18 protein-coding genes and 1 pseudogene are annotated in these 23,430 nt (G+C 72.7%); 13 read left to right on the forward strand and 6 right to left on the reverse strand.

Annotation, left to right across the window (positions count from 1 at the left end; genetic code table 11):
• Positions 1 to 5: 5 nt before the first annotated feature.
• On the reverse strand, positions 6 to 1,649 hold the full coding sequence (locus IE244_RS26915) for a sigma-70 family RNA polymerase sigma factor (RefSeq protein ID WP_191876156.1): 1,644 nt from the start codon (positions 1,647 to 1,649) through the stop codon (positions 6 to 8).
• A 406-nt stretch (positions 1,650 to 2,055) separates the two neighbouring features.
• Here IE244_RS26915 and IE244_RS26920 point away from each other — a divergent pair, with 406 nt between their 5' ends.
• From IE244_RS26920 to IE244_RS42215, 6 genes and pseudogenes are all read left to right on the forward strand, one after another.
• Positions 2,056 to 3,216: a PP2C family protein-serine/threonine phosphatase gene (locus IE244_RS26920; RefSeq protein ID WP_191876157.1), complete on the forward strand. Its 1,161-nt coding sequence runs from the start codon at positions 2,056 to 2,058 to the stop codon at positions 3,214 to 3,216.
• An 89-nt stretch (positions 3,217 to 3,305) separates the two neighbouring features.
• Positions 3,306 to 3,980 carry a phosphate signaling complex protein PhoU gene (phoU, locus tag IE244_RS26925; protein WP_191876158.1) on the forward strand — a complete coding sequence of 225 codons (675 nt, stop codon included), beginning with the start codon at positions 3,306 to 3,308 and terminating at the stop codon, positions 3,978 to 3,980.
• A 273-nt stretch (positions 3,981 to 4,253) separates the two neighbouring features.
• Positions 4,254 to 5,651: an FAD-binding oxidoreductase gene (locus IE244_RS26930; protein ID WP_191876159.1), complete on the forward strand. Its 1,398-nt coding sequence runs from the start codon at positions 4,254 to 4,256 to the stop codon at positions 5,649 to 5,651.
• A 166-nt stretch (positions 5,652 to 5,817) separates the two neighbouring features.
• A complete protein-coding gene (locus IE244_RS26935; RefSeq protein WP_191876160.1) occupies positions 5,818 to 7,515 on the forward strand; it encodes a DUF885 domain-containing protein in 1,698 nt (565 codons plus the stop codon).
• Positions 7,516 to 7,841: 326 nt separating this feature from the next.
• A pseudogene (locus tag IE244_RS43400) lies at positions 7,842 to 8,019 on the forward strand (DNA-binding transcriptional regulator); the annotation flags it as partial.
• A gap of 166 nt (positions 8,020 to 8,185) precedes the next feature.
• A complete protein-coding gene (locus IE244_RS42215; protein WP_229854344.1) occupies positions 8,186 to 8,350 on the forward strand; it encodes a hypothetical protein in 165 nt (54 codons plus the stop codon).
• Between the two features lie 5 nt (positions 8,351 to 8,355).
• Here the strand turns inward: IE244_RS42215 and IE244_RS26945 are convergent, their stop codons facing one another.
• From IE244_RS26945 to IE244_RS26960, 4 genes are all read right to left on the reverse strand, one after another.
• The gene (locus IE244_RS26945; RefSeq protein WP_191876161.1) at positions 8,356 to 9,474 is read right to left on the reverse strand and encodes a PP2C family protein-serine/threonine phosphatase; all 1,119 of its coding nucleotides are present in this window, start codon (positions 9,472 to 9,474) and stop codon (positions 8,356 to 8,358) included.
• 116 nt (positions 9,475 to 9,590) lie between these two features.
• Positions 9,591 to 11,660 (reverse strand): SpoIIE family protein phosphatase, encoded by a 2,070-nt coding sequence (locus tag IE244_RS26950; RefSeq protein ID WP_191876162.1) that lies wholly within the window; start codon positions 11,658 to 11,660, stop codon positions 9,591 to 9,593.
• Between the two features lie 215 nt (positions 11,661 to 11,875).
• Positions 11,876 to 14,182, reverse strand: coding sequence for an FUSC family protein (locus IE244_RS26955; protein WP_191876163.1), 2,307 nt, complete (start codon positions 14,180 to 14,182; stop codon positions 11,876 to 11,878).
• Positions 14,183 to 14,369: 187 nt separating this feature from the next.
• Complete coding sequence (locus tag IE244_RS26960; RefSeq protein ID WP_191876164.1) at positions 14,370 to 14,891, reverse strand: LysR family substrate-binding domain-containing protein; 522 nt, start codon at positions 14,889 to 14,891, stop codon at positions 14,370 to 14,372.
• On the opposite strand from IE244_RS26960, the gene IE244_RS26965 reads away from it, so the two are divergent.
• Positions 14,890 to 15,516, forward strand: coding sequence for a flavodoxin family protein (locus IE244_RS26965; protein WP_191876165.1), 627 nt, complete (start codon positions 14,890 to 14,892; stop codon positions 15,514 to 15,516). The genes IE244_RS26960 and IE244_RS26965 overlap by 2 nt on opposite strands.
• 186 nt (positions 15,517 to 15,702) lie before the next feature.
• On the opposite strand, the gene IE244_RS26970 is transcribed toward IE244_RS26965, so the two are convergent.
• Entirely contained in the window at positions 15,703 to 16,122 is a 420-nt protein-coding gene (locus IE244_RS26970; protein ID WP_191876166.1) for a hypothetical protein, read from the reverse strand.
• Between the two features lie 238 nt (positions 16,123 to 16,360).
• Here IE244_RS26970 and IE244_RS26975 point away from each other — a divergent pair, with 238 nt between their 5' ends.
• The 6 genes from IE244_RS26975 (at position 16,361) to IE244_RS26995 (ending at position 23,222) form a co-directional block, all read left to right on the forward strand.
• On the forward strand, positions 16,361 to 17,575 hold the full coding sequence (locus tag IE244_RS26975; RefSeq protein WP_373305780.1) for a PP2C family protein-serine/threonine phosphatase: 1,215 nt from the start codon (positions 16,361 to 16,363) through the stop codon (positions 17,573 to 17,575).
• A 260-nt stretch (positions 17,576 to 17,835) separates the two neighbouring features.
• Positions 17,836 to 19,131, forward strand: coding sequence for an FAD-dependent oxidoreductase (locus IE244_RS26980; protein WP_191876168.1), 1,296 nt, complete (start codon positions 17,836 to 17,838; stop codon positions 19,129 to 19,131).
• Positions 19,132 to 19,633: 502 nt separating this feature from the next.
• Complete coding sequence (locus IE244_RS42220; protein ID WP_229854346.1) at positions 19,634 to 20,476, forward strand: hypothetical protein; 843 nt, start codon at positions 19,634 to 19,636, stop codon at positions 20,474 to 20,476.
• Entirely contained in the window at positions 20,473 to 21,954 is a 1,482-nt protein-coding gene (locus tag IE244_RS26985; RefSeq protein WP_229854347.1) for an NADH-ubiquinone oxidoreductase-F iron-sulfur binding region domain-containing protein, read from the forward strand. The genes IE244_RS42220 and IE244_RS26985 overlap by 4 nt, the downstream gene beginning before the upstream one ends.
• A 223-nt stretch (positions 21,955 to 22,177) precedes the next feature.
• Complete coding sequence (locus IE244_RS26990) at positions 22,178 to 22,636, forward strand: DoxX family protein (RefSeq protein WP_191876170.1); 459 nt, start codon at positions 22,178 to 22,180, stop codon at positions 22,634 to 22,636.
• Between the two features lie 73 nt (positions 22,637 to 22,709).
• Positions 22,710 to 23,222: a DUF2231 domain-containing protein gene (locus tag IE244_RS26995; RefSeq protein ID WP_191876171.1), complete on the forward strand. Its 513-nt coding sequence runs from the start codon at positions 22,710 to 22,712 to the stop codon at positions 23,220 to 23,222.
• The last annotated feature ends 208 nt before the right edge of the window (positions 23,223 to 23,430 follow it).

Genomic DNA, 23,430 nt, shown 5'->3' on the forward strand with positions numbered 1-23,430 from the left:
GTGCGTCACTGCTTGGCGCCGAAGTCCTGGGTCCACCAAGGGCCTCCCGTGCCCCGGTGGACGCCCACGCCTATGTCCTTGAAGGAGCAGTTGAGGATGTTCGCCCGGTGGCCCGGGCTGTTCATCCAGGAGTTCATGACAGAAGCGGCGGTCTGCTGACCCTGAGCTATGTTCTCCCCGTACGTGGACCAGCGGTAGCCGGCGGCGGTGATCCGCTGTCCGGGGTCGGCGCCGTCCGGGTTGGTGTGGTCGAAGAAGTGCCGAGCGGCCATGTCGTCGGAATGGGCCTGGGCGGCTCTTTGCAGTTGCGGGTCCTCGGCGAGCGGACCACAGCCGGCAGTGGCCCGCTCCTTGTTCACCAGCGCGACCACCTGGTCCACCGTGTCGGAGGGGGTCGAAGCGGCCTGCGGTGTGTTCGCCGGGACCGGGGCCGGCCGGGTGGACTGCCGGGCAGTGGGCCCGCTCTTCTTGGCGGGGCTCGTCGTCTTGGCAGCGCGCGGCTTCTTCGTCTTCGACGCGGACGGGGACGGGGAGGGCGAGGCCGACGGCGACACAGCGTCGGCGCTGGGTGTGGAGAGGTCCAGGACGGGGGCGGCCGCGCTTCGTTCGGCCTGCGTCCGGTCGCCGCCGGTGCCGGAGTCCGTACCGAAGTACCACCATCCGCCTCCCGCGACGCAGGCCGCAACGACGGCGCCGCCGACGGCGCGGCGCCGCGTGCGCCGACGCCGACGGGACTGGCTGCGCGAGCCGGCGCCCGCGTCGCGGCCACCACCGCGTCGTGCGGCGCCCGGGCGCGGTCGGGTGGCGCCGTCGGCGCCCTCCATCGGTGCGGCGGAACCGGCCTGGACAAGCGTCCCCGAAGCGGAGAACTCCCGGGCCACCAGCGCGGAGGACACCGCCACCAGCGCCAGACCGGCCAGCAGCCCTTCCGCGGGCATCAGTCCGCTCCACAGTCCGCTGCAGCGGGGGCAGCCGCGCGCGTGCCGGGCTATTCGCTTGCGCCACAGAGCCGAGGGCCTGCCGTCCCAGGCAGCCAGGACAGTCCGGAGTTCCTCGCACAGGGGCCGTGCGTCGAGCGCTCGTACCACCACCCGGGCCGCCTCCAGCTGCGCCTTCATCCGCTGGACCCGGACCGCTGTGTGCTCGGGCGACAGGTCCAGGGCCGCGGCGACCTCGGCCCGGGTGAGCTCGCCGGCGCACTCCAGCCACCACAGTGACAGGAGTCCCCGGTCGTCGGGCTCCAGCCAGCGCGTCGCCTGCGCCGTCTCCTGGCGCTGTCCCGCGAGCTGCAGCTGGACCACGGTCAGGTCGACGAAGTCAGCACCGGGATCGGCCAGGTCCTCGGCCTCCTCCACCGCACCCGGGGCGGAACGCCGGTTCTCCCAGTGCGCCCGGACCTGGTTCATCGCGATCGCCACCAGCCAGGAACGGAAGCGCTCGGGCGTCCGCAGTCCGCCCAGCCCGTCCAGGGCCCGCAGCATGGTCTCCTGGACCACATCGTCGACGTCCACCGAGCCGTTCAGAGCCCGGCCGACGATGTTGTAGACCAGCGGGAGGTACGCGTTGACCAGGGCGTCCTGAGCCCGCGTATCGCCCTCTCGGGCGGCCGTGACCAGTACCGCCGTCTCCATCGCGTCCTGCGTGCTCATAACAAGTGCTTCCCATCTCCGAGGCCGAACGATTGTGTCCGATACCTGGGAGACCGCTGGAGGCGCCCCGGATAACAGTTCTTCGTCAGTGAGTTTCGGCGGCCCGAAACCGCCGTCGCTCCCGCACCGGCCACGCCGTCCGCCCGGTCCGCCCGGTCCGCCGAAAACGTGGAGACCGCGGCCGACGGGTGCTCCGGCTGGAAGGAGATCCACATCACCGGCGGCGCCGCCAAGTACATGGAGTACACGAAGAAGGTCAACGGCAAGTCGTGCGTGCTGGGCCTACGACAGCCACCACAGCCCGGAGAGCCGGCGCCGGAGAGGCGGCGGACCGGGGGCGCGCTCGTCAGCGGTGCCCCGATGGTGCACTGTGGAAGGCGTGAATGTCCGGCGAGACGCTGCCGGTGTGCGACAACCATGGCAGTCGAGTCATGTGCTGCTGGTGATTCCCATCGTGCTCATCGTCATCATCACGGTGGTGGACCAGCTGGTCCCGGCCGACATCCATCTCGGTCCGCTGCTGGTGATCGCCCCCGCGATCACTGTCTCGTTCGCGGGACCGTGGCTGACCGGGTTGGTCGGCTTCCTGACCGTAGGGGCGCAGGCGTACATCGGCTGGCACTTCGGGGTGCTGTTCTCGCGCAACGTGCTGGTGCAACTCCTCGCCCTCACCGTCCTGTCGGCCCTGACCGTGATCTACTGCGTCATGCGCGAGCGCCGCATGCGCCAGCTGGCACAGGTGCGCATGATCGCGGAGGCCGCGCAGCACGTTCTGCTGTGGCCACTGCCGGAACAGATCGGCTCCATGAAGATCGCTTGTCTGTACCTGGCCGCCGAGGCCGAGGCACAGATCGGCGGTGACCTGTACGCCGCGACGCCCGTCGACAACGGCCTGCGGGTCATGATCGGGGACGTCCGCGGCAAGGGCCTGTCCGCCATCGGTGAGGCCGCGCTCCTCATCGGCGCCTTCCGGGAAGCGGCCCACCACCACACCTCGCTGCCCACGCTGGCCGCCGCCCTGGAACGAAGTGTGGCCCGCAATCTGCCCGAGCTCGAAACGGAGGAAGAACTGGGCGAGCGGTTCGCCACCGTGATGCTGGTGGAGATCTCCGACGAGGGCCACGTCACCCGGATCCTCAGCTGCGGCCACCCCCCGCCCCTTCTGCTCAGTCCCGGCAGCGCCGTCACCGTTCCGGTGCACCCGGCGCCCCCTCTCGGGGTCCACGGGACGGCACCCGGGGACTACACCGTCGATGTGTTCTCCTTCCAGCCCGGCGACACCCTCCTGCTCTACACCGACGGTGTCATCGAGGCGCGGGATGCCGACGGCGTCTTCTACCCGCTCACGGAACGGGCCGTCCAGTGGGCCGGGGCCAGCCCGGAGAAGCTGTTGCACCACATCCGCCGCGATCTGATCGATCACGTCGACGGACGTCTGGACGACGACGCCGCGCTGATCGCGCTGTGCCGGACACCTGACGGGCACCGGCCCCATCGCTCCCATCGGCCTGGGACGGGACTTCATGTCGGTGGGTTCGGGCACGGCGCCAGATCGGCCCCTGGCTGAGCCGCCCCGTGCCGCCGCCGAGGCGCAGCGACGTACGCGCGTCCGGCACGGGCCCGGGCGCAGCGCACATGCAGCAAGGAGGTCATGCGATGCGTAAGGCGTACCACGAGGAGCTGACCGCGCTCAGCGACGGACTGGTGGAGATGGCCCGGCTGGCCGGGTCCGCGATCGGCCGCGCCTCCACCGCTCTGCTCGACGCCGACCTGCAGGTCGCCGAGGGCGTCATCGCGGCCGACGTGAAGATCGACGACCTCCAGCGGGACCTGGAGGACCGGGCGATCGCCCTGCTGGCCAGGCAGCAACCCGTCGCCACCGACCTGCGCACCGTGGTGGCCTCCCTCAGGATGAGTGCGGACCTGGAACGGTGCGGGGATCTGGCCCGGCACGTGGCCCAGCTCGCCCGGCTGCGCTACCCGGAGCACGTGGTGCCCGACGACCTGCACCGGACGGTTCTGGAAATGGGTCAGCTCGCGCAGCGCCTGATGGCGCAGACCGCCGAGGTGCTCCTCACCAAGGACGTCGACGCGGCGCTGCAGCTGGAGCAGGACGACGACCGCATGGACGAACTGCACCGCATGATCTTCCCTCACCTGATGGACGACCGCTGGCAGCACGGTGTGGAGACCGCCGTCGACGTCACGCTGGTCGGCCGCTACTACGAACGCTTCGCCGACCACGCCGTCTCGGTCGCCCGGCGCATGGTCTACCTGGTCACCGGCGAATACGCGGACGAGTACGCCGACGAGAGGCGCCCCGACCCGTAGGCGGGCCGGTATCCGTGACGCCCCGGAGAGCTGGCCCCGCCTCTGGCGGACGGCGGGGGCACCGTGCCGGGCCGCGGTTCCGGCGTGCGGCGGGATGCGGCCGGGCGGACAATGGCTGCCGACGGGATGCTGCATGCTGCCGCTGACGGGTGCGGCACCCTGCCGGTCCTCATCACAGGCGCGCACGGATCCGCGTTTCACGCCCTCGCTGCCTGCCCGGACGTCGCGCTCCCGTCCGTTCGCGTGTCACGCGCGTGAGCAGGGGTGTCAACCATGGGCGGTATCAACGGACCAGCTCTTGAAAGTCTGCGTGAGGCGCTGCGGGGTCCCGTTCTCGCGCCGGGAGATCCCGGATACGACGAAGCCCGCAGCATCTACAACGCCATGATCGACCGGCGACCGGCCGCGATCGCCGGGTGCGTCGACGTGACGGACGTACGGACCGTGCTCTCCTTCGCCCAGGACACGGGGGTGGAGCTGGCGGTGCGGGGAGGCGGCCACAGCGGTCCGGGGCTGTGCCTGGTCGACGACGCGCTGACCCTCGACCTGTCGCCGATGCGCTGGGTGCACGTCGACCCGGAGGCGGGGACCGCGCGGATGGGTGGCGGAAGCCGGCTGGGTGACCTCGACCATGCGGCCCACACCTTCGGTCTCGCCACGCCGGCCGGGATCATGTCGACCACCGGGGTCGGCGGTCTCACCCTCGGTGGCGGGCACGGGCACCTGACCCGCAGGTACGGTCTGACCATCGACAACCTGCTGGCCGCCGACGTCGTCCTCGCCGACGGCACGTTCGTCACCGCGTCGGAGAACGACCACCCGGACCTCTTCTGGGCGCTACGGGGCGGCGGCGGCAACTTCGGCGTGGTCACGTCCTTCACGTTCCGGCTGCACCCCGTGGACGCCGTCGGCGTCGCCGTGACCGTCTGGCCCGTGGACCGCACCCGAGAAGTGCTGCAGTGGTACCGGGAGTTCCTGCCCGCCGCTCCCGAGGACCTCAGCGGCTTCTTCGCCCTGCTGACCATTCCGGCCGGGCCGCCCTTCCCCGAGCCGATCCACGGGCAGAAGATGTGCGGGGTCGTGTGGTGCTACACCGGCGACCTGGACGGGGACCGCCTGGAGAAGGTGCTCACCGTCGTGAACGCGCCGGGTCCGCCCGCCTTCCACCTCACCACGCCCATGCCCTACCCCGCCCTGCAGACCATGTTCGACGAGATCATCCCCCGGGGCCTGCAGTGGTACTGGCGCGGCGACTTCTTCGACGCCATCTCCGACGACGCCGTCGCCGTGCACGAGAAGTACGGACAGAACCTGCCCACCGGCCTGTCCACGATGCACATGTACCCGGTGGACGGGGCGACCCGCCGTGTCGAGCCCGGCGACACGGCCTGGGCCTACCGGCACGCCGTGTGGTCCGGTGTCATCGCCGGCATCGACCCCGAGCCCGCCAACGCCGGTCTGATCCGCCAGTGGTGCGTCGACTACTGGACCGACCTGCACCCGCATTCCATGGGCGGCGCCTACATCAACTTCCTGGGCGAACAGGAGAGCACCGACCGCGTCCGGGGCACGTACCGCGACCACTACGACCGTCTGGCCGCGATCAAGCGCACCTACGACCCCGACAACTTCTTCCACGCCAACCAGAACATCCCGCCCGCCGCCACCTGAGAGGCTGCGCGTTCACCGGTGCGACCGGCCTCGTCGCCCCACACCGGAGAGCGGACATCCCTCCCCGCCGCCGGCCGCATCGTGGTTTCCGTGCCGCGCGCCCAGCGGCCGAAAGCCGACGGCGCGTGGCTGACGCCGTCGGCGACGATACGTCAGCATGAGCGGCATGTCCGAGAAGCTGAGCACCCCGCGCCGGATCGCCGACGACCACGTCGCGCAGGTCGCCGCCCTCGACCCCATGATCGCGACCCGACTCGGCCTGTCTCCTGGGGACGGCCGGCAGCCGGACCTGTCTCCGCAGGGCTTCGAGGCGCTCGCCGAACTGGCCCGGCGAACACTGTCCGCGCTCGACGCCGTCGAGCGGAACGCCGAGAAGGACGGCGTGGTGTTCGAGGACGTCGAGCGGAACTGCGCGCGTCTGCTGCGCGAACGGCTGACCGCGGAACTGGCCCTGCACGAGGCGGGTGACCACTTCCGCGAGCTGCGCAACGTCAACTCGCCCCTGCACAAGGTGCGGGGCATCTTCACCCTGATGCCCACCGACACGGACGAGGACTGGGCGACGGTCGCCGGGCGGCTGCGCAACCTGCCCGGCGCGCTGGACGGCTACCGGACGACCCTGGCCGAGGGCATCGCCGGCGGGCTGCTGTGCGCGCCCCGCCAGGCCCGGGCCGTCATCGGGCAGCTCGCGGCCTGGACCGGCCGGGACAACGGCGGCACGAGCTGGTTCGCCACGTTCGTGGCCGGTGGACCGGAGGGGCTCAGGCCCGAACTGGACGCCGCCGCCGACCGGGCCACGACCGCGGTGGCGGGATTCCGCGACTGGCTGCGCGACACCTACCTGCCCGCCGCGGACGGCACCCCGGACGCCGTCGGGCGTGAGCGCTACCTCCGCTCGGCCCGCTGGGCCAACGGTGCGGGGGTGGACCCGGCCGAGGCGTACGCCTGGGCCTGGGAGGAGTTCCACCGGACGGTCGCCGAGATGCGGACCGAGGCCGGCCGGATCCTCCCGGGCGGGGGCGTCCGGGAGACGATGGACCACCTCAACCGGCACGGACACACCGTCGTGGGCGAGGAGAACATCCGCGCCTGGCTCCAGCAGATCACGGACGAGGCGATCGACGCCCTCGACGGCACCCACTTCGACATCTCGGGCCCCCTGCGCCGGGTGGAGACGAGGATCGCGCCGCCCGGCAGCTCCGGCGCCCCCTACTACACCGGTCCCAGCCTGGACTTCAGCCGCCCCGGCCGCGCCTACCTGCCCACATTGGGCCAACAGTCCTTCCCCACATGGGAGCTCGTCAGCACCTGGTACCACGAGGGTGTCCCCGGGCACCATCTGCAGACCGCGCGGTGGACCGCCGCCGCGGACCGCCTCAGCCGCTACCAGATCACCCTGGGCGCGGTCAGTGCCAACAAGGAAGGCTGGGCCCTGTACGCCGAGCGTCTGATGGACGAGCTGGGCTTCCTGACCGACCCCGCCCGCCGCCTCGGCTACCTCGACAAGCAGATGCTCCGCATCATCCGGGTGATCATCGACATCGGCATGCACCTGGAACTCACCATTCCTGCGGACTCCGGCTTCCATCCCGGCGAACGCTGGACCCCCGGCCTCGCCACGGCGTTCATGGCCGCCCACCACGGCAGCGACACGGCCCGCCGTACCAGCGAGATCGACCGCTACCTCGGCTGGCCCGGCCAGGCCATCGGCTACAAGCTGGGAGAGCGCGCCTGGCTGCAGGGGCGTGAGGCCTCCCGCCGCCGCCTCGGCGCCGGGTTCGACCTGCGGACCTGGCACATGAAAGCGCTCACCCAGGGTTCGCTCGGCCTCGCCGACCTGGCCGACGACCTCGCGTCGCTGTAGGCGGACAGGCCGGGCGCGATCCGGAACCCGCCCCAGCCCAGCGGCGTGCCGGGCGGCCGCCGGCCGCGCATGTTCCCGCTGTCAGGTGGCGAGGCTGCGTTCCAAAGGGGTGCGGTAGCAGGGCGTGACACGGGTGCCGTCGAGGAAGGCGAGGGTGCGGTGGATCTCGGTCTCGACGGCGGTGCGGGCCTGGCTGGCGGGGTCGGTCAGGAGGTGGTGGTTGATGTGCCCGTCCGCGTGCTGGGCCCAGGTGCCGATGACGCGGCCGTTCCACCGGATGGTCGGGCGTTGTGGCGGAGGACGAGCCGGGCGCGGCGCTGCGCGGCGACCGGCTCCGCGAACTGGGCTACCCCGTCGGCAGCGCCCGCGGCCACGCCGGCGGCTACCGCCTCATCTCGGGCAGCGACCTGCCGCCGCTCCTCCTCGACGCCGAGGAGGCCGTCGCCCTCGCCGTCGCCCTGCGCACCGCCGCCGGCGCCCTGGCCGGGATCGAGGAGACCCGTCCCACCGGCCGGCGCGTCCCGCCCCGTCCCGTACCCCCGGCGACGACCCCGGTGCCTTCGTCGCGGCCCGTCTCTCCGCCGCCCCGACCCGCTCCCGCGCCATCGCCACCGTCCACGCCTCCGCCGACCACGTCCGCGCCCGCGGTCTGGCCACCCGCCTCCAGCCCATGGACGACCGCACCTGTCGCGTCGACGCCTCCGACGACCACCTGCCCCGCATCGCCCAGACCCTGGCCGGCCTCGACACCGACCACACCCTGGACGCCGACCCGGACGTCCTCACCCACCTGCGCGCCACCGCGCACCGCGCCTTGCGGGCCACGGGCACCTGAGGGGGTCAGAGGCGGATGACGATCAGGGCGATGTCGTCGCGGGCACCGCTGGTGACGCCGAGGCGGGCCAGCAACGCGTCCGCCAGGTGGTCGGGGCCGAGGGCGCTGTCCCCGGCAAGGGCTGAGGTCAGGCGGGCCAGGCTGACGTCGATGTCCTCGTCGTGGCGTTCGATGAGCCCGTCGGTGTAGAGCACGAGGGTGTCGCCCGGCGTGTAGGACAGACCAGCCTGGGGGCGGGGCACGTGGTACGGGCGGGCACCGAGCGGCAGATCGGTGGCCTGGTCCAGCAGCTCGCAGCTCCTGTCGGGGTGGAGCAGGACGGGGGGTGGGTGACCTGCGTTGCTGTAGACGATCAGTCGGCTGCGGGTGTCGATGAGTACCTTCACCGCGGTGGCGGCCGTGGCGCCTTCCAGGGAGCGGGCGTACAGGCCGAGGACTTCCAGGGCCTGAGCCGGGCTGGGGATGGCCCGGATGGCCGCGCTCAGCGCGCTGCGGAGCATGCCCATGACGGCCGCGGCCTGCAGGCCGTGGCCGACGACGTCGCCGACCGCCGCGGCGTAGCGGTCGGGTGGCAGGTCGACGACGTCGTACCAGTCGCCGCACACGTTGAGGGACCTCGTGGCCGGCAGGTACCGCACGGCGATGCTGCCGTTGTGCTGGTTCAGGTCGGGAGCCTGGAGCATGGCCTCCTGCAGAGCGACGGCGACCCTGCGTTCACGCGCGTGGGCCCGGCGCAGTTCCTGGTTCAGCCGGGACAGCTCCCGGGCCCGCGTGTACAGCTCCGCTGCCAGGCCCTTTTCCCGTTCGGTCAGCTCCTCGGTGAGCCGGCGTGCCCGGCGTGAGTGGACGAAGGGGGTGACGTCCTCGGATCGTTGGACGATCCATTTCACCTTGCCGTCCGGTCCGGGGATCGGGGTGTGGATGTCGGACCACCACCGTTCCTCGAACCCTTCCTGCCGGTCGGAGACGGGGATGTCGTACCGCTGCAGGACCAGGGCGTCCGGGGCCCCGGTGTCCAGCACCCGGTCCAGTGACGCCTTGACGTTCCGTTCCGCGGCGCCGGGTACGCCGGGGTTCTCCGGCAGGGCGTCGAAGAAGGCCGTGAAGTTGACTTCCGCTGTCATGGCGCGCTCTCTTCAGCCGACGAGCGCGACTGTCCGATACCAATCTACGAGCGATCCGGCTGCCGGGCTCCCCTGCGGCCGGGGCGGCGCAGGGCACCGGCCGCCCTCGCCGACGCTCAGGGCAGGGCTCGGGCGATGAGCAGCGCGACGTCGTCCTCGCCGCCGGGCGAGCGCAGAAGGTCCAGGACGCGGTCGCAGGTGTCTTCCAGATCGTGGCCACGGGTCGCGGTGAGGGCGTCGAGGAGAGTGTTCAGGCGGGCGTCGATGGGTTCGCTCCGGGTCTCCACCAAGCCATCGGTGTAGAGAGCCAGCATGTCGCCGGGGCGGAAGGCGACGGTGGTGGCCTCGAAGGGGACCCCGCCGACGCCCAGCGGTGTGCCGGTGGGCGGGTCGAGCAGCTGTGCTGCGTGGCCGAGGCGCATCAGGGCCGGGGGCAGGTGACCGGCGAGGCAGATCTCGCACTCGCCCTGGTGAGGGTCGTAGACGCAGTAGATGCAGGTGGTGATGGCCTGCTCAGCGCCCTCGGTCAGGTGATCGAGGTGACGCAGGGCCTCGGCGGGGGCGAGGTCGAGTTCGGCGAAGGCGCGGGCGGCACTGCGGAGTTGGCCCATGGTGGCGGCGGCTTTGATGCCGCTGCCCATGACGTCGCCCACGACCAGGGCGGTCTTGTCTCCCTGGAGGGGTATGGCGTCGTACCAGTCGCCGCCGATCTCGCTCGCGGCGCCGGCGGGCTGGTAGCGGCAGGCGACCTCCAGGCCGGGCAGCCGCGAAGGGGGATCGGGCAGCAGGCTGCGCTGCAGGGTGAGGGCCGCTCGGCGCTGTGCCTGGTATCCGCGGGCGTTGTCGATGGAGACCGCGGCCCGGGCGGCCAGCTCCGAGGCGAGGACGGCGTCGTCGTCGTCGAAGGGTGTGCGGTTGTGGGTGCGTTTGAGGTCGAGGGCACCGAGGACTTCGCCCCGGGCCATGAGCGGTACGGCCAGGTAGGAGTGAACGCCGGCCTCCGCGAGGCGGGAGGCGGCCTCGCCGTGCAGGGCGATGCGCTCCAGGTCCCGCCGGGTGGTGTGGGGCACCAGGACCGGTTCACGGGTGCGCACGCACCGGGTGATCAGGTGGTCGCTGTCATAGGGGGCGAGTCCCCCGGGCAGGTCGGCCGCGCGGACCGCCTCTGCGGGGTGGGCCGCGCTGACGGCGAGGGCGCGGAATACGGCCGGGCCCTCGTTCGGGGCGGTGCGGCCGTCGAGGGCGCTGTCGAGCACGTCCACGCAGGCCACATCGGCCAGGACCGGTACCACCACGTCGGCCAGCTCGCACGCTGTCGTTTCCACGTCGAGGGTGGTGCCCACGCAGCCGGAAGCCGTGGCGATCAGTGCCAGCCGTTGCCGGGCCTGTGCCGCCTCGGCAGCGGCTCGGTGACGTTCGGTGACGTCGATGACGGAGTAGGCCAGACCCAGCACCCGCCCGCCGGAGTCCTCCAGCCGGTAGTACGAGACGGACCAGGCGTGCTCGTGGTCGGGATCGTTGGGTGGCCGGCAGATGATGTCCCGGTCCACCACCGACTCGCCCGTCTCCAGGACGCGCCGCAGACGCGCCTCGGGGTCCGTGTCCAGGAAGGTCAGGATCTCGCCGACGGACCGGCCCAGACGCTCGGCGGCGGACTGACCGGTGATGCGTTCCAGCGCGGGATTCACGGCCAGGTACCGCAGGTCAGGATCCAGAATGGCGAGCCCGACCGGGGACTGGGACACCAGACGCATGGCCAGGGCCGCATCCCGCTCGACCCGCTCCACGGCTGCCTGGTCCGCGGCGAGACCCAGGGCGTAGGCCTCACCGAGGTCGTCCAGCAGCCGCATGTTGCGGAACTCCACGAGGCGGGTGCTGCCGTCCTTGTGCCGGATCGGGAAGGCCCCGGCCCAGTCCGCGCCGGATTCCAGGACCTCGGCGAACAGCTTGATCACCTCGTCCTGGTGCTCCTCGTGGACCGTCAGGGGAGCCGCGTACTGGCCCAGTGCCTCCGCCGCGGTCCAGCCGAACAGTTCCTCGGCCTTCGGGCTCCAGAAGACCACCTGGCCCTGGGAGTTCAGCACCACCGCGGCGACGCTGAGCAGATCGAGCAGGCCGCTGGGCGGCGCGGCACGACCCGCTGCTGACCGGCCGTCGCCTGCTCGGGAGGACTCCGTCGTGCCCATGTCTCACTTTCCTTCCCGCTCGGCGCCTCGGCCTGTGCCGTACCGGCGGGCGTGCTGTCTCCATCCATGGTCGGCCCAAACCGAGGAGGCACACACCTGGACCGGCTGCCGGGACACCGCACGCGAGGGCGGTGCGCACCGGTCGGCCAAGGGCGGTCTCCAGCGGTGAGCTGTCGAAAGGCCGCGGTCGGTGCCGGGGCGGTGGGCCTCGGAGGTCAGCGAGGGCCGTCTCCCTGCGCCGCCGCGGCGAGGCTCGGCTGGAGACGGCGGGCGACGTCGACGTGGTCGCCGGTCCAGATGATGCGGACCGCCATGGCGGTGGCCTGGCCGTCACCGTCGACGAGGTCGGTGCGCACGGACTCGACGAGGCGGGCGAGGGCCTCGGGTCGGAGCCGGACGGAGTCCGGGACGGGCGTGTTCTCGGCGAGGCTCTCGGCGAGGCCGTCGTACCAGGCGGTGACGTGGTGGGCCGCGCCGACGATGGCGCGCTGTGCCTCGGTCCGATCGGCGCCGCCGCTGGCCGGACCGGCGCTCCGCCACAGGGAGACGACGGCGTCGGCGGCCAGGCGAAGGGCGACGACGCCGGTGACGAGGGTGGTCATGTCGGCCAGGGAGACCTGCTTGGTGCCGCGCTCTGCCAGATAGGTACGGAACGCGTCGTCCAGTCGGCGGGCGGACGCCGCCGCCTCGCGGCTCGGCTGCACCGGTTCGCCACCGGCCGCGGCGGAGGCCGCTCGGGTGCAGTGGCCGAGCGCGTACGCGACCGCCTCGGCCAGGTAACGGGCACTGTCGCGGTAGGCGTCCGCGAGTGCCTTGCGCACGGCCGCCGCGGCCCCCCGGGGCCAGAAGAACAGCGCGACCACGACGCTGACCGCGCAGCCGAGGGCGATGTCCTGGATCCGGAGCAGGACGATGTGCCAGTCCGGGTTCTGGCCGATGTTGAACAGCACGGCGAGAGTGACGGTGAACGCGGCCTGCCCGGCGGCGAAGGAGATGACGGCGGGAGCGATACCGGCCAGCAGTACGGCGACGGGCAGCAGGAACCACAGAGCGGTGCCGTGCTGCCCGATCAGTTGCAGCAGTCCGGCCCCGATGACCGAGCCGAGCACGGTGCCGGCGACGGCGCGCAACGCGTTCTGGCCCGTGCTGAGCGCGTTGGACCGCAGCACGGACAGGGTCCCCAGCAGCACCCAGAAGGAGTGCGCCACGCCGGTCAGGCCGGCGAGCAGCACCGCGATCGCGAGCCCTGCGGCGCCGCGCAGGCTGTTGTGCAGCCACACCGAGCGGAGTCCCAGATGCGCCGCGGCCCGTTCGCGGGCGGATGCCAACGGCTCGGTCAGCGCACCGGGTTCGCGGCCGAGCAGCCGATCGGGCCAGGGGCGCTGCCATGCGGCGGCGGCCAGCTCGACGTTGCCGGCGACCTGCACCACGGCGAACCCGACCTCCTGGGCGCCGAAGGAGAGATCGAGCGTGGCCAGGAAGCCGTAGATCTCCGCCGCACTGCCGCCGACCGGGTGGTCGGCGGGCAGGCGCACCGTGGAGCTCTGCTCCATCCCGCTCATGGTCGCCCTCAGCCGCTCCCTGCGGGCGCGCAGCGGGGCCGCGTCCCGGCGCGGATCCGTGAGCAGCTCGGCGACGTGGTCGAGTACGTCGGCGGCGGCCAGGCGCACCGTTCGCGCGGCCGGGTCGCAGGGCGGGGGCTCGTCGGTGTACGCCGGCCGGTCGGCCAGGATGCCGGTCAGCCAGGTCAGCTCGTCGACCAGGCGGACCAGGGCACGTGAGGTCGTGGACAGGCCGGTGGGGCGGTAGGGGGCGGTGTCGAAGGCACGGCGCAGGTCCGCTGCCGCGTCGGCGGTGCGTTCGGCCGCCGCCCGACGCCGCGTGGCATCGGGCGTCACGCCATAGGCACCGAGGCCGGACGCGTCCAGGCGCAGATGTGCGGCGGCGGCGCGGCAGACCCGGGCGGCGGGCGCGCTGAGGGGATCGGCGACGGGACGCGGCCACAGCAGGCACACCGCCGGCAGGGCCACCGCTGCCGCCAGCCCCGCGCCCGCGAGGCGGTCGGGGAGCTGGGACAGCGGTACCGGTGCGCTGACCGGCAGGACGAAGGCGAGCAGGAGCGCGGTCGCGCTGCCGGCCAGGACCGAGCTGACGACGCCGGAGAAGAGGACCACGAATCCGATCACCAGTGTGGTGAGGACGGCGAGCCAGGTCATGTGCGCCACGACGGTGCCCACACAGATCAGCACCGCCCAGGCCACCGCGAGGCCGGCCTGCGCCCGCAGCCGCTCCACCAGCGGACCGCTGAAATCGACCAGCAGCAGCATCGAGAACGACCCGAACGCGGCGAAGCTCGCCATCGTCGGAGAGTGCAGCACCTGACCGCACAGCGCGAACAGGGCCGGCATCACGAGTGCGGTCCGCCCGGCCCGGCGGGTCGCCGCGAGATCGGGGTCGTGCGCCCGCCACCACGTCACCAACCCTGACGCGGGCCCGTTGCGCGCCGGGTCCTGCACGGACATGCGCACCTCCCGTCGCCATGAGCATGGCCGGCTCGGCCGTGCCGCGCCTCACCACCCATATGCGAACACCCGGCGGGTCACCGCAACCCAGCCCGCGAAGGCCGGCCGCCCGCAGCCGACGGCGGTACCTCCACGACGAAGAACAGGAAGTTGGGTCGCAGCCTGGTAGTCGCGCGAAGCACACCCCTCAGCGATCGACGGAGGACGGCTCCGCCGAGGCGTGCAGCAGCAGGTCGCGCAGCGCCATGGCGGTGTCCGACGGCTCGGTGGGGGTGAGGACGAGCTGGTCGACGGTGGTCGAAGGGCCGGTGAGAGGGATGACACGCAGGCCGGGTGGCTGGTGGTCGAGTGCGGCTTCGACGGTGATGCCGATCCCCGTTCCCGCAGCGACGTGAGCGGCGACGGCGTGCACGCTGTCGGCGGTTCTGATGATGCGCAGGTCGGCTCCGCCGATGTGGAAGGCGGACAGGAGGCGGTCGCACAGACCGCTGTTGATCTGGTGGGGCCAGGTGAGCAGGCCGGTGGTGGACAGTTCGGACGCGCTCAGCTCGGCGTGTCCGGCGAGGGGGTGGGACGCGGGTACGAGCGCCATGAACCTCTCGGTGGACAGCACCCTCGCGCGGACGCCGGTGACGTCGCCGGTCGCCCAGCCGATGCCCAGCCCGATCGTCTCCGCCCGCAGGGCGGTGAGCTGGGCCGTGGTCGGCATGGCCTCCGGCACGATCGTCACTTCCGGGTACCACTCGGTGCACGGACACACCCGGGTCCTGGCCGAGCACCTCGCCGACGGGGCGCGGCTGGTGCCGGGCGCCCGCGTGCATCTCGTGGAGATCCGGGCCGAGGACGTCACCGCGGGCCGTTGGCACGACGCGGGGGTGCTGGCGCTGCTGGGGCGTTCCGATGCGATCGTGCTCGGCTGCCCGACGCTGATGGGGAGCGTGTCGGCGGTGTTCAAGGCGTTCATGGAGGCGGCGTTCACGCCGTTCACGACGCAGGCGTGGAAGGACAAGCTGGCCGGAGGGTTCACCATGTCCGCCTCGCAGAGCGGCGACAAGCTGGCGGTACCGCAGCAACTGGCGGTTTTCGCCGCTCAGTTGGGCATGCAGTGGATCGGCGTGGGCGACATGCCGGGCAACAACTGGAGCGGTGGCGACCGCGACGACGTGAACCGGCTGGGCTCGTGGCTGGGTCTGATGAGCCAGAGCCACGCTGACCGCGGGGCGGAGGATGCCGGATCGCGCGGCGACCTGGTCACCGCGGAGCGGTACGGCGAGCGGATCGCCTGGCTGACTCAGCGTTGGGTCAACGCCGTGTCGTACGAGACCCCCGGATGACCGAACACGAGGCCCGCGCCCTGTCGGCCTCCCTCCGGGAGACGGGCGACGCACCAGCAGCGCTGACCGGCGCCTGACCCCGCACGTCACCCCGCGGACGCCAAAGAGCTCGGGAGGGACCCGCACTCCGAAGGGCCGGCGCGCACCTGGCACGGTGCGCGCCGGCCCGACAGGGGTGACCGCGGCTCAGCGGACCGTCACGGTGAAGACCGGTGAGGCCGTGGTGCCGCTGACGACACGCAGGTCGTTCTTGCCCTTCAGGCCGAGCTTGACGCCCAGCGAGTAGGAGCCGTTGCGCAGGACGGGTGTGGTGGCGGGCAGGCTGACCCACGTGCCGTGCTGCTTCTGCTGCAGGGTCACCTTGCTGCCCGCCGTGAGGCCGGTCGTCTTGCCGGTGACCCGGAACAGCTGCCATGCGCGGACGGACGTCGCCGACGGCGTGGCGGTGATGCCGGCCTTGGGAGCCTGCGCCTTGTGCGCAACGGCGACCGGGGAGGCGGTGTGCGCCTGCGGGGTGGCCGCCATGGCGGTGCCGGCGAGGGCGAGGGAGGCGGCGCCGAGGGCACCGACGACGGCTATGCGCAGGGAGCGCCGCTTCGAGACCATCACTGATACATCCCTTTCCGTGAGAGGAGAAACGTTCGCACCAAAGGTGCTGTACATGCCGTTTGGTGCGGTCATCAGAAGTGACGTCACCCTGGAGACGGGCGTTCATCGGCGATATGTCCCTGTCTTGTAACGGACAGCGGTTGCCTCTGCCGTACCGCCCGCCCTGGCGGCCCTCGCCGCGGGCCAGCCCGACGTGAGAGGGCCCGGGATCGGTGTGAGACTGGGCACGGAAGGGGTGATCCCCGTGTCGGACCCACCGCACGCGTCCTCCGGTCCCGACACCGCTGTCGACGAGAATCGGCTGGAAGAGCTGATCATCGAGGCTCAGACCGCGCTGCCGGTCGAACTGCCGGCCCTGGCGAACCGGTGCGCCTCCTCCCTCGGCCTGGACACCGCGCTGATCTATCTCGTCGACCTGCAGCAACGGCTGCTCGTCCCCCTCGAAGAGACCTTGGACCCGTTGCCGGTGGACCGCTCGTCGGCCGGCAGGGCGTACCGCACGGTTTCCCCGCGGGTGACCGAGACCGACGACGGCTTGGTCCTCTGGATGCCTCTGGTCGACGGCGCGGAGCGGCTGGGCGTGCTGGCGGTGCGGACCGCCTCGCTCGACGAGGTGCGCGTGCGCCGCAGCCGGATGCTGGCCCATCTCTTCGCCATGCTGATCACCTCCAAGCGCGCCTACAGCGACTGGCTCGCCGCCCGCACCCGCACGGTGCCCATGGGGTTGCCCGCCGAGATGCTGCGGGCCTTCCTGCCGCCCCACACCGTCGGCAGCCGCAGGTGCGTGTCGACCGCGGTCCTGGAACCGGCGTACGACATCGCCGGCGACGCGTTCGACCACTCGGTGGTCAAGAACGTGCTGCACACCATGATCCTCGACTCGATGGGTCACGATCTGACCGCCGGCCTGACCACGTCGGTCGCCATGGCGGCGGCGCGCAACGCCCGCCGCGGCGGTGGGGACCTGGCCGATGTCGTCGGCTCCGTCGATCGGGCGCTCGCCCAGTGGGTGCCCGACCACTTCTGCACCGGCGTGCTGTGCCGGCTCGACGCCGAGACCGGGGTGCTGCACTGGGTCAACTGCGGTCATCCCCCACCGCTGCTGATCCGTGCCGAGCGGGTGCGCGCCGGCGTGCTGGACAGTCCCCCGCAGCCGCCGATCGGCCTGGCCGGACCGCTGGCCCCGGCAGCCCGGCAGGTCCACGAGACGACCCTGGAGCCGGGCGACAGCGTGCTGCTCTACACCGACGGTGCCGTGGAGGCTCGCGACGGGGCCGGTGCGGAGTTCGGCCTCGACCGGTTCACCGACTTCATCATCCGCTCCTCCGCCGCCGGACAGCGCCCGGCCGAGGTGCTGCGGCTGCTCATCCACGCCATCCTCGACCACCAGCGCAACCGGCTGCGGGACGACCTGACCATCCTGCTCTTCGAATGGCGCCCGCAGCACTGAGGTGGTACCGCGCCACGCCCCCGGACGACGGTCCCGGGCCACGTCCGCACCGGACGTCAACGCGCCGGTCGCGAGGCAATACGCGGCCTACGGTTCAGCCATGTTTCGGGCAACGTGTGATGATATCGGGCCCCTACACCGCGCCGAGGGATCACACTGAGCCCGGGTGGGGGAATGAGTGCGGCGGTTGTCAGCCGGCGCGCTTCCCGAAGTGCTGCGCCGACTCGGGGAAGTCCGCGCGGGAGTCGGTGGGGGGACGCATGACGCAGTCGTTTCCGGGCCAACGCCTGGTGACGGACGGGGAGTCGAACGGGCGTGCCGGACGGCCCGTCGTCGTGATCGGGGCCGGTCCGTACGGGCTGTCGGTGGCCGCCCATCTGCGGGCGGCCGGCGTACCCGTGCGCATCTTCGGTGAGGTGATGGGCAGTTGGCGGCACGCCATGGCCACCGGGATGTTCCTGAAGTCGACACCGGACGCCACCGATCTCTCCGCCCCCGAGCCGGGCGGACGGCTGGCTGACTTCCGCCGTGTGCACGGTGAGCCGGAACTGACCGAACTGACGCCGATCCCGTGCGACGTCTTCGTGCGCTACGGGCAGTGGTTCCAGAAGCGGTACGTCGGCGAGGTGGAGTCCACCCGAGTCACAGGCGTCGACCGTACGGGCAACGGCCCGGGGTTCGTCGTCCGGCTGGCCGGTGGGGAGGCTCTGGCGGCCGGAGCCGTCGTCGTGGCGACGGGTCTGAACGGCCTGGCCCACATCCCGGAGGAACTGCGGCGGCTCGCCCCTGAGGGGCCGGGACAGGCATCCCCGGTGTCGCACACGAGCCACCACACCGACCTGTCGCGGTACGCCGGCCGGCGGATCGCCGTGATCGGCGGCGGCCAGTCCGCGCTGGAGAGCGCCGCGCTGCTGCACGAGGCAGGCGCCGAGGTGCGCGTGCTGGTCCGCGAGGGGCAGGTCCGGTGGGGAGTGACACCGGACCTGTCCCGACCCCGGATGCGGCGGCTGGCCCAGCCCGCCTCGCCACTCGGCACCGGCTGGGTCCTGGCAGCGGTCTGCCGGGCTCCGGGCGGAGTACGACGGCTTCCCGCGGCGGCCCGGCTGCTGTTGCACCGACGGGCGTTGGGCCCGTCCGGGGGCTGGTGGCTGAGGGACCGGGTCGAGGGTGTCGTCCCGGTCCACACCTCCTGTCGTGTCGCTCGTGCCGAGGTGACCCCCGAGCGGGCCGTGCGCCTGGAACTGGCCGTGCCGGGCAGCGGGTCCCCGGACACCCTCACCGTCGACCACGTTCTCGCGGCCACCGGTTACCGCATCGACCTGGACGCCCTGCCGTTCCTGTCCCTCGCCTTCCGCCGGGCCCTGGTCCGTGTACCGGGCTCGAACGCCCCCCAGCTGAGCGGGAGTTTCGAATCGGCCGTCCGCGGTCTGTACTTCACCGGATCGCTGGCCGCTCCGGTGTTCGGTCCGATGATGCGCTTTGTCGCCGGGACCGGATACGCCGCCACGCGTATCACCCGCGACGCTTTGAGGTGGAGCATCCCGCGCTCGTCATGAGGGGCAGGTCCAGGGCGCGGCGCGGAGGCGGTCCGGGCGGCCGTCGGCCTGCTGACACCAGGGGGACGGCCCTCTGCACGGGCTCCCGCCCCGGGACCTCCTGCGTCCGGCGGACGAGAACGTGCTCCGCGGAGCGCGGGACGACCGCTGTCCACCCCGGCCACCGCTCGATCCGCTCGCGGAGCGCGAGGCGGGGCGCGCTGGTGAGCCTGGTCACCCCGTTTCCGGCGTCTACTACGCACGATCGTGGTGCACAAGTGCCACCCAGGCCCGAGAAAACGGCGCCGCCACCGGGTCCTCCTACGGTCGTCGGCCGTATCAGCGCCTTTGTCATCGGGCTGGTGCACGGGCTAACGATGGCCCCTGTCGTGCGGTACCGCCGGTGCCCCGCTCCCCGTGGGTGCCTTCCCGTCGTGGGCGTGCGGATCCGGCCCGCGACGGCCCGGCTGTGACCCGAGTACACGGGCCGGCCGAGACCCGAGTACGAGGAAGAAGGTGCCCCATGTCCAGCGTCGTCCTGCTGGCCCGTCCTGCGGTCGGCGCCGCGTCGGCCGGAGCGGTCGGCCGGGTGATGGCTTTCCTGGACTACTTCGCCGGTGTCTTCACCCTGCTCTCGCTGACCGCCGTGGTGACGTGCGGGCTCGCCGCCACCGACCGCCTGATGCTGACCCCCCGGCTGCGGGTGGCCGTGCAGTCGCTGCACCGGGCGAGCGCCGTCGCGGCGCTCGGCTTCCTGGGCTCCCACATCGCGGTCAAGGTCGTCGAGCGGCACGCCGCCACGCAGACCGCGGTGGTCCCCTTCACCGGCGGCGCCGCCCTCGCGGTGAGCCTGGGCACCCTCGCCGCCGACCTGCTCGTCCTGATCACGGCCACCGGCGTGCTCCGCGGTCGGTTCGCCGGCAGCCGCCGTCCCTGGGTATGGCGGGTGCTGCACTCGCTGGCGTACGTCTGCTGGCCGGTCTCACTGGCGCACGGACTGACGGCGGGGCGCAAGGCACACGCATGGGTGTTCTGGGGCTACGGCCTGTGCGCGGCCCTGGTGGCGCTCGCCCTGCTGGTGCGTGCCCTGTCCTACGTCGGCCGCCACCGCAGTCTGAGTCGCCGCCGGCGCGGCGCCAAGGCGTACCGGCCCGCTGCTGTCCGCCCGGCCGCGCTGTCCGCCCTGTCCGACACCGACACCGGCACCGGCACCGGCACCCGCCCGATCGCCAGGGCCGCCCGTCCCGCGGCAGCGACGACGGCGGCTCGCCGGTCCGTGCACAGTGCCGGCCTGCCCGGGCCGAAGCACGCCGCGAGACCGGGGCCCCGGCCGCTCCACCTGGCCCAGCCGGGGAGCGGCGAGTGAAGCACGCCCCGCTGGAGCTGCCCGAGGTGCGCCGGCTGGACGCGGCCCGGCTGACCTCCGGTCTGGACCGCCACCAGCGCCTGGACCTCGCCGCCCACACCCGTGTCCACCCGCCGCTCCGCCCACCGGACCGGGACGGTCTGCTCACCCTGGCGGAAGCCGTCGGCCTGTCCGGCCGCGGGGGCGCCGGCTTCCCGTTCGCCCGTAAGGCCCGGGCCGCGCTCGCCACCGCAGACCGCACCGGGGCGCCGCCGGTCATCGTGGTGAACGGCGCGGAGGGCGAGCCCGCCAGCGCCAAGGACAAGATGCTGTTCGCCCGCGCACCGCACCTGGTGCTGGACGGCGCCTGCCTGGCCGCGGCCGCGTTCGGCGCCGAGGAGATCGTGATCGGCGTCGTCGCGGGCAGCCCCGGCGAGATATCGGTGCCGGCTGCCCTCGCCGAGCGTGATCTTCCCTGCCCAGCCCGGACCATGTGCCTGCCCGAGCGCTTCGTCTCCGGCGAATCCGGGGCCCTGATCCGCGGCATCAACGGTCTTCCGGTGGCACCGCCATCGCTGAGGGCCCGCGCGACCGACGGCGGAACGGGCGGGGTGCGTGGCCGTCCGACGCTGCTCTCCAACGCCGAGACCTGGGCCCAGCTCGCCGTCGCGGCCCGGCTCGGGCCCGACGCCTATGCCGCCGTCGGCACCGCCGCCGAACCCGGCACGATGCTGCTCACCGTCAACCGGCCAGGCGCCGATCCACTGGTGGTCGAGGTTGCGACCGGCACCCGGCTGGGCGCGGTACTGGACTCCTGCGGCCTCCAGCCGGGGTCCGGAGTGCTGGTGGGCGGCTACCACGGCGCCTGGCTCCGCCCGTCGGACGCCATCGACGCGCCGCTCTCCCGCGCCGGACTCGCCGGACTCGGCGCATCCCTCGGCGCGGGCGCGATCGTGACGATTCCCGGCGGCACCTGCCCTCTCGGCGAGGTCGCGCGGGTCGCGGCCTGGCTGGCGGCCGAGTCCGCCGGCCAGTGCGGACCGTGCAGGCGCGGCCTGCCCGCTGCCGCCGAGGCCCTGGCCCTGCTGGCCGCCGGTGCCGCCGAGCCGGTGGTGCTGGAGGACGCCCGGCGTGCCCTCGGCGCGGCCCAGGCCGGCGGAGCCTGCTCGCACCCGGACGGCACGGCCCGCTTCCTGCTCACCGCGCTGGACGTCTTCTCCGAGGACGTCGACGCCCACCTGTCCGGCCCCGGCTGCGGTCGTCCGGTGCGCGGCGTCCTGCCCCTCCCGCCCGCGCAGGGCGCCCGGCTGGAGGTGGACTGGTCGCGCTGTGCGGGGCATGGTCTGTGTGCCGTGCTGGCCCCCGACCTCATGCGCCTCGGCCCGCACGGCTACCCCGCCTCCACCAGCGTCCCGGTCGCCCCCTGGCAGGAGCACGACGCCCGCCGCGCCGTGAACCAGTGCCCGGCCCTGGCGGTACGTCTCCGCCGTCGTGCGTGACGCCTCGGGTGAGCCCCGTCGCGCCTGCCGCGCGGCGCTGTGGCGAGCCGGGCGGGAGCCTCGGCTTCCGCCGGTAGGCCTGGCCGGGCCGGACCGCCTGCTTCAGAGGAAACCCGGAGCGTCGGGCGACTGGTGCGTGCCCGCGTCCCGCGCTACACCATTCATGACATGCACATGCCTGAACCTGTCGCCGCCAGGTTTCCGAGACCGAGGAGTAACCCCCATGAACTTCTCACCGGCACTGACGTTACGCAGCATGCGGCCCGTCGTGCAGGCCGTCTTCCGCCTGCTGACCGGGTTCCTCTTCGCCTGTCACGGCGCCGCGTCCCTGTTCGGTGTCCTGGGCGGCGCCCACGGCGGCGGCACGGTCCCGGCCCTGCAGTGGCCCGGCTGGTGGGCCGCGGTCATCGAACTGGTGGGGGGCGCTCTCGTAGCGCTCGGCCTGCTCACACGGACGGCAGCCGTCATCTGCTCCGGGTCCATGGCCTACGCCTACTTCAGCGTCCATCAGTCCAACGCGCTGTTCCCGATCGACAACGGCGGCGAGCCGGCTGTCATGTTCTGCTGGGCGTTCCTGCTGATCGCCTGCCTCGGCCCCGGCGCGTACGCGGTGGGGACGCTCCTCAAGGGCGGGAGAGCCCCCGCGGCGGACGAACGTGCGGCCCCGGTACCCACCTCGTAGCTCATCGGCTGAGAGGTAACTGAGAGGTGTCTGTGCCACGCTGGCGCGCCCACACCCCCTGAGGAGCTCCTGGATGACCCTGATCAACGGTCTGCCCGCCCATGTGCTGTTCGTCCATGTGGTCGTCGTGTTGATACCCCTCACCGCGCTGGCCCTGGTGACGGCCGCGCTGTGGCCGCGCGCCGCCCGGCGGCTCGGCGCACTGCTGCCGGTGCTCGCCCTCGCGGCCCTGGCCAGCGTGCCGCTGACCACGCACGCCGGCGAATGGCTGGAGCGGCACGTGGACGACGATGCCCTCGTACGCCGGCACACCGAACTGGGCGACGGGCTGCTGCCCTGGGCCTTGGGCCTGTTCGCGCTGGCCGCCGTCGTGTGGTGGGCCGGGCGGCGCACCCCGGCGGAGCCCGGCCGGAAGGGCGGCACGCGCTGGTCCGCCCTGCCCGTGCGGATCGTCGTCGGTGTGCTCTCGCTGGCCGTCGCGGTGGGAGCGGTCGTGGACGTCTACCGGATCGGTGACTCCGGAGCCAAGGCCGCCTGGCACGACGCCTACTCGAAGACGGCGACGGGGGCGAAGCACGCCCCTTGAGCGGGCGCGCGGCCGGCGGACCCCGTCCGCGCGGCCGCTGCCGTACCGAAGAGGCTCGCCGCCCTGGCGCCGGGGCCTGGGCGCGGGAGTTCCCCGCCCAGGCCCTCGCGCGCAACGGTCAGCGGGCCCGGACGCGCGGTCGGGGCGCGGTGCCGGGAGGCGGGAGCACCACGCCGTCCGCCCGTGTCACCCGGACACGGCTGCCCCA

Source organism: Streptomyces filipinensis (genome assembly GCF_014649495.1).
Taxonomy (GTDB): Bacteria; Actinomycetota; Actinomycetes; order Streptomycetales; family Streptomycetaceae; genus Streptomyces; species Streptomyces filipinensis.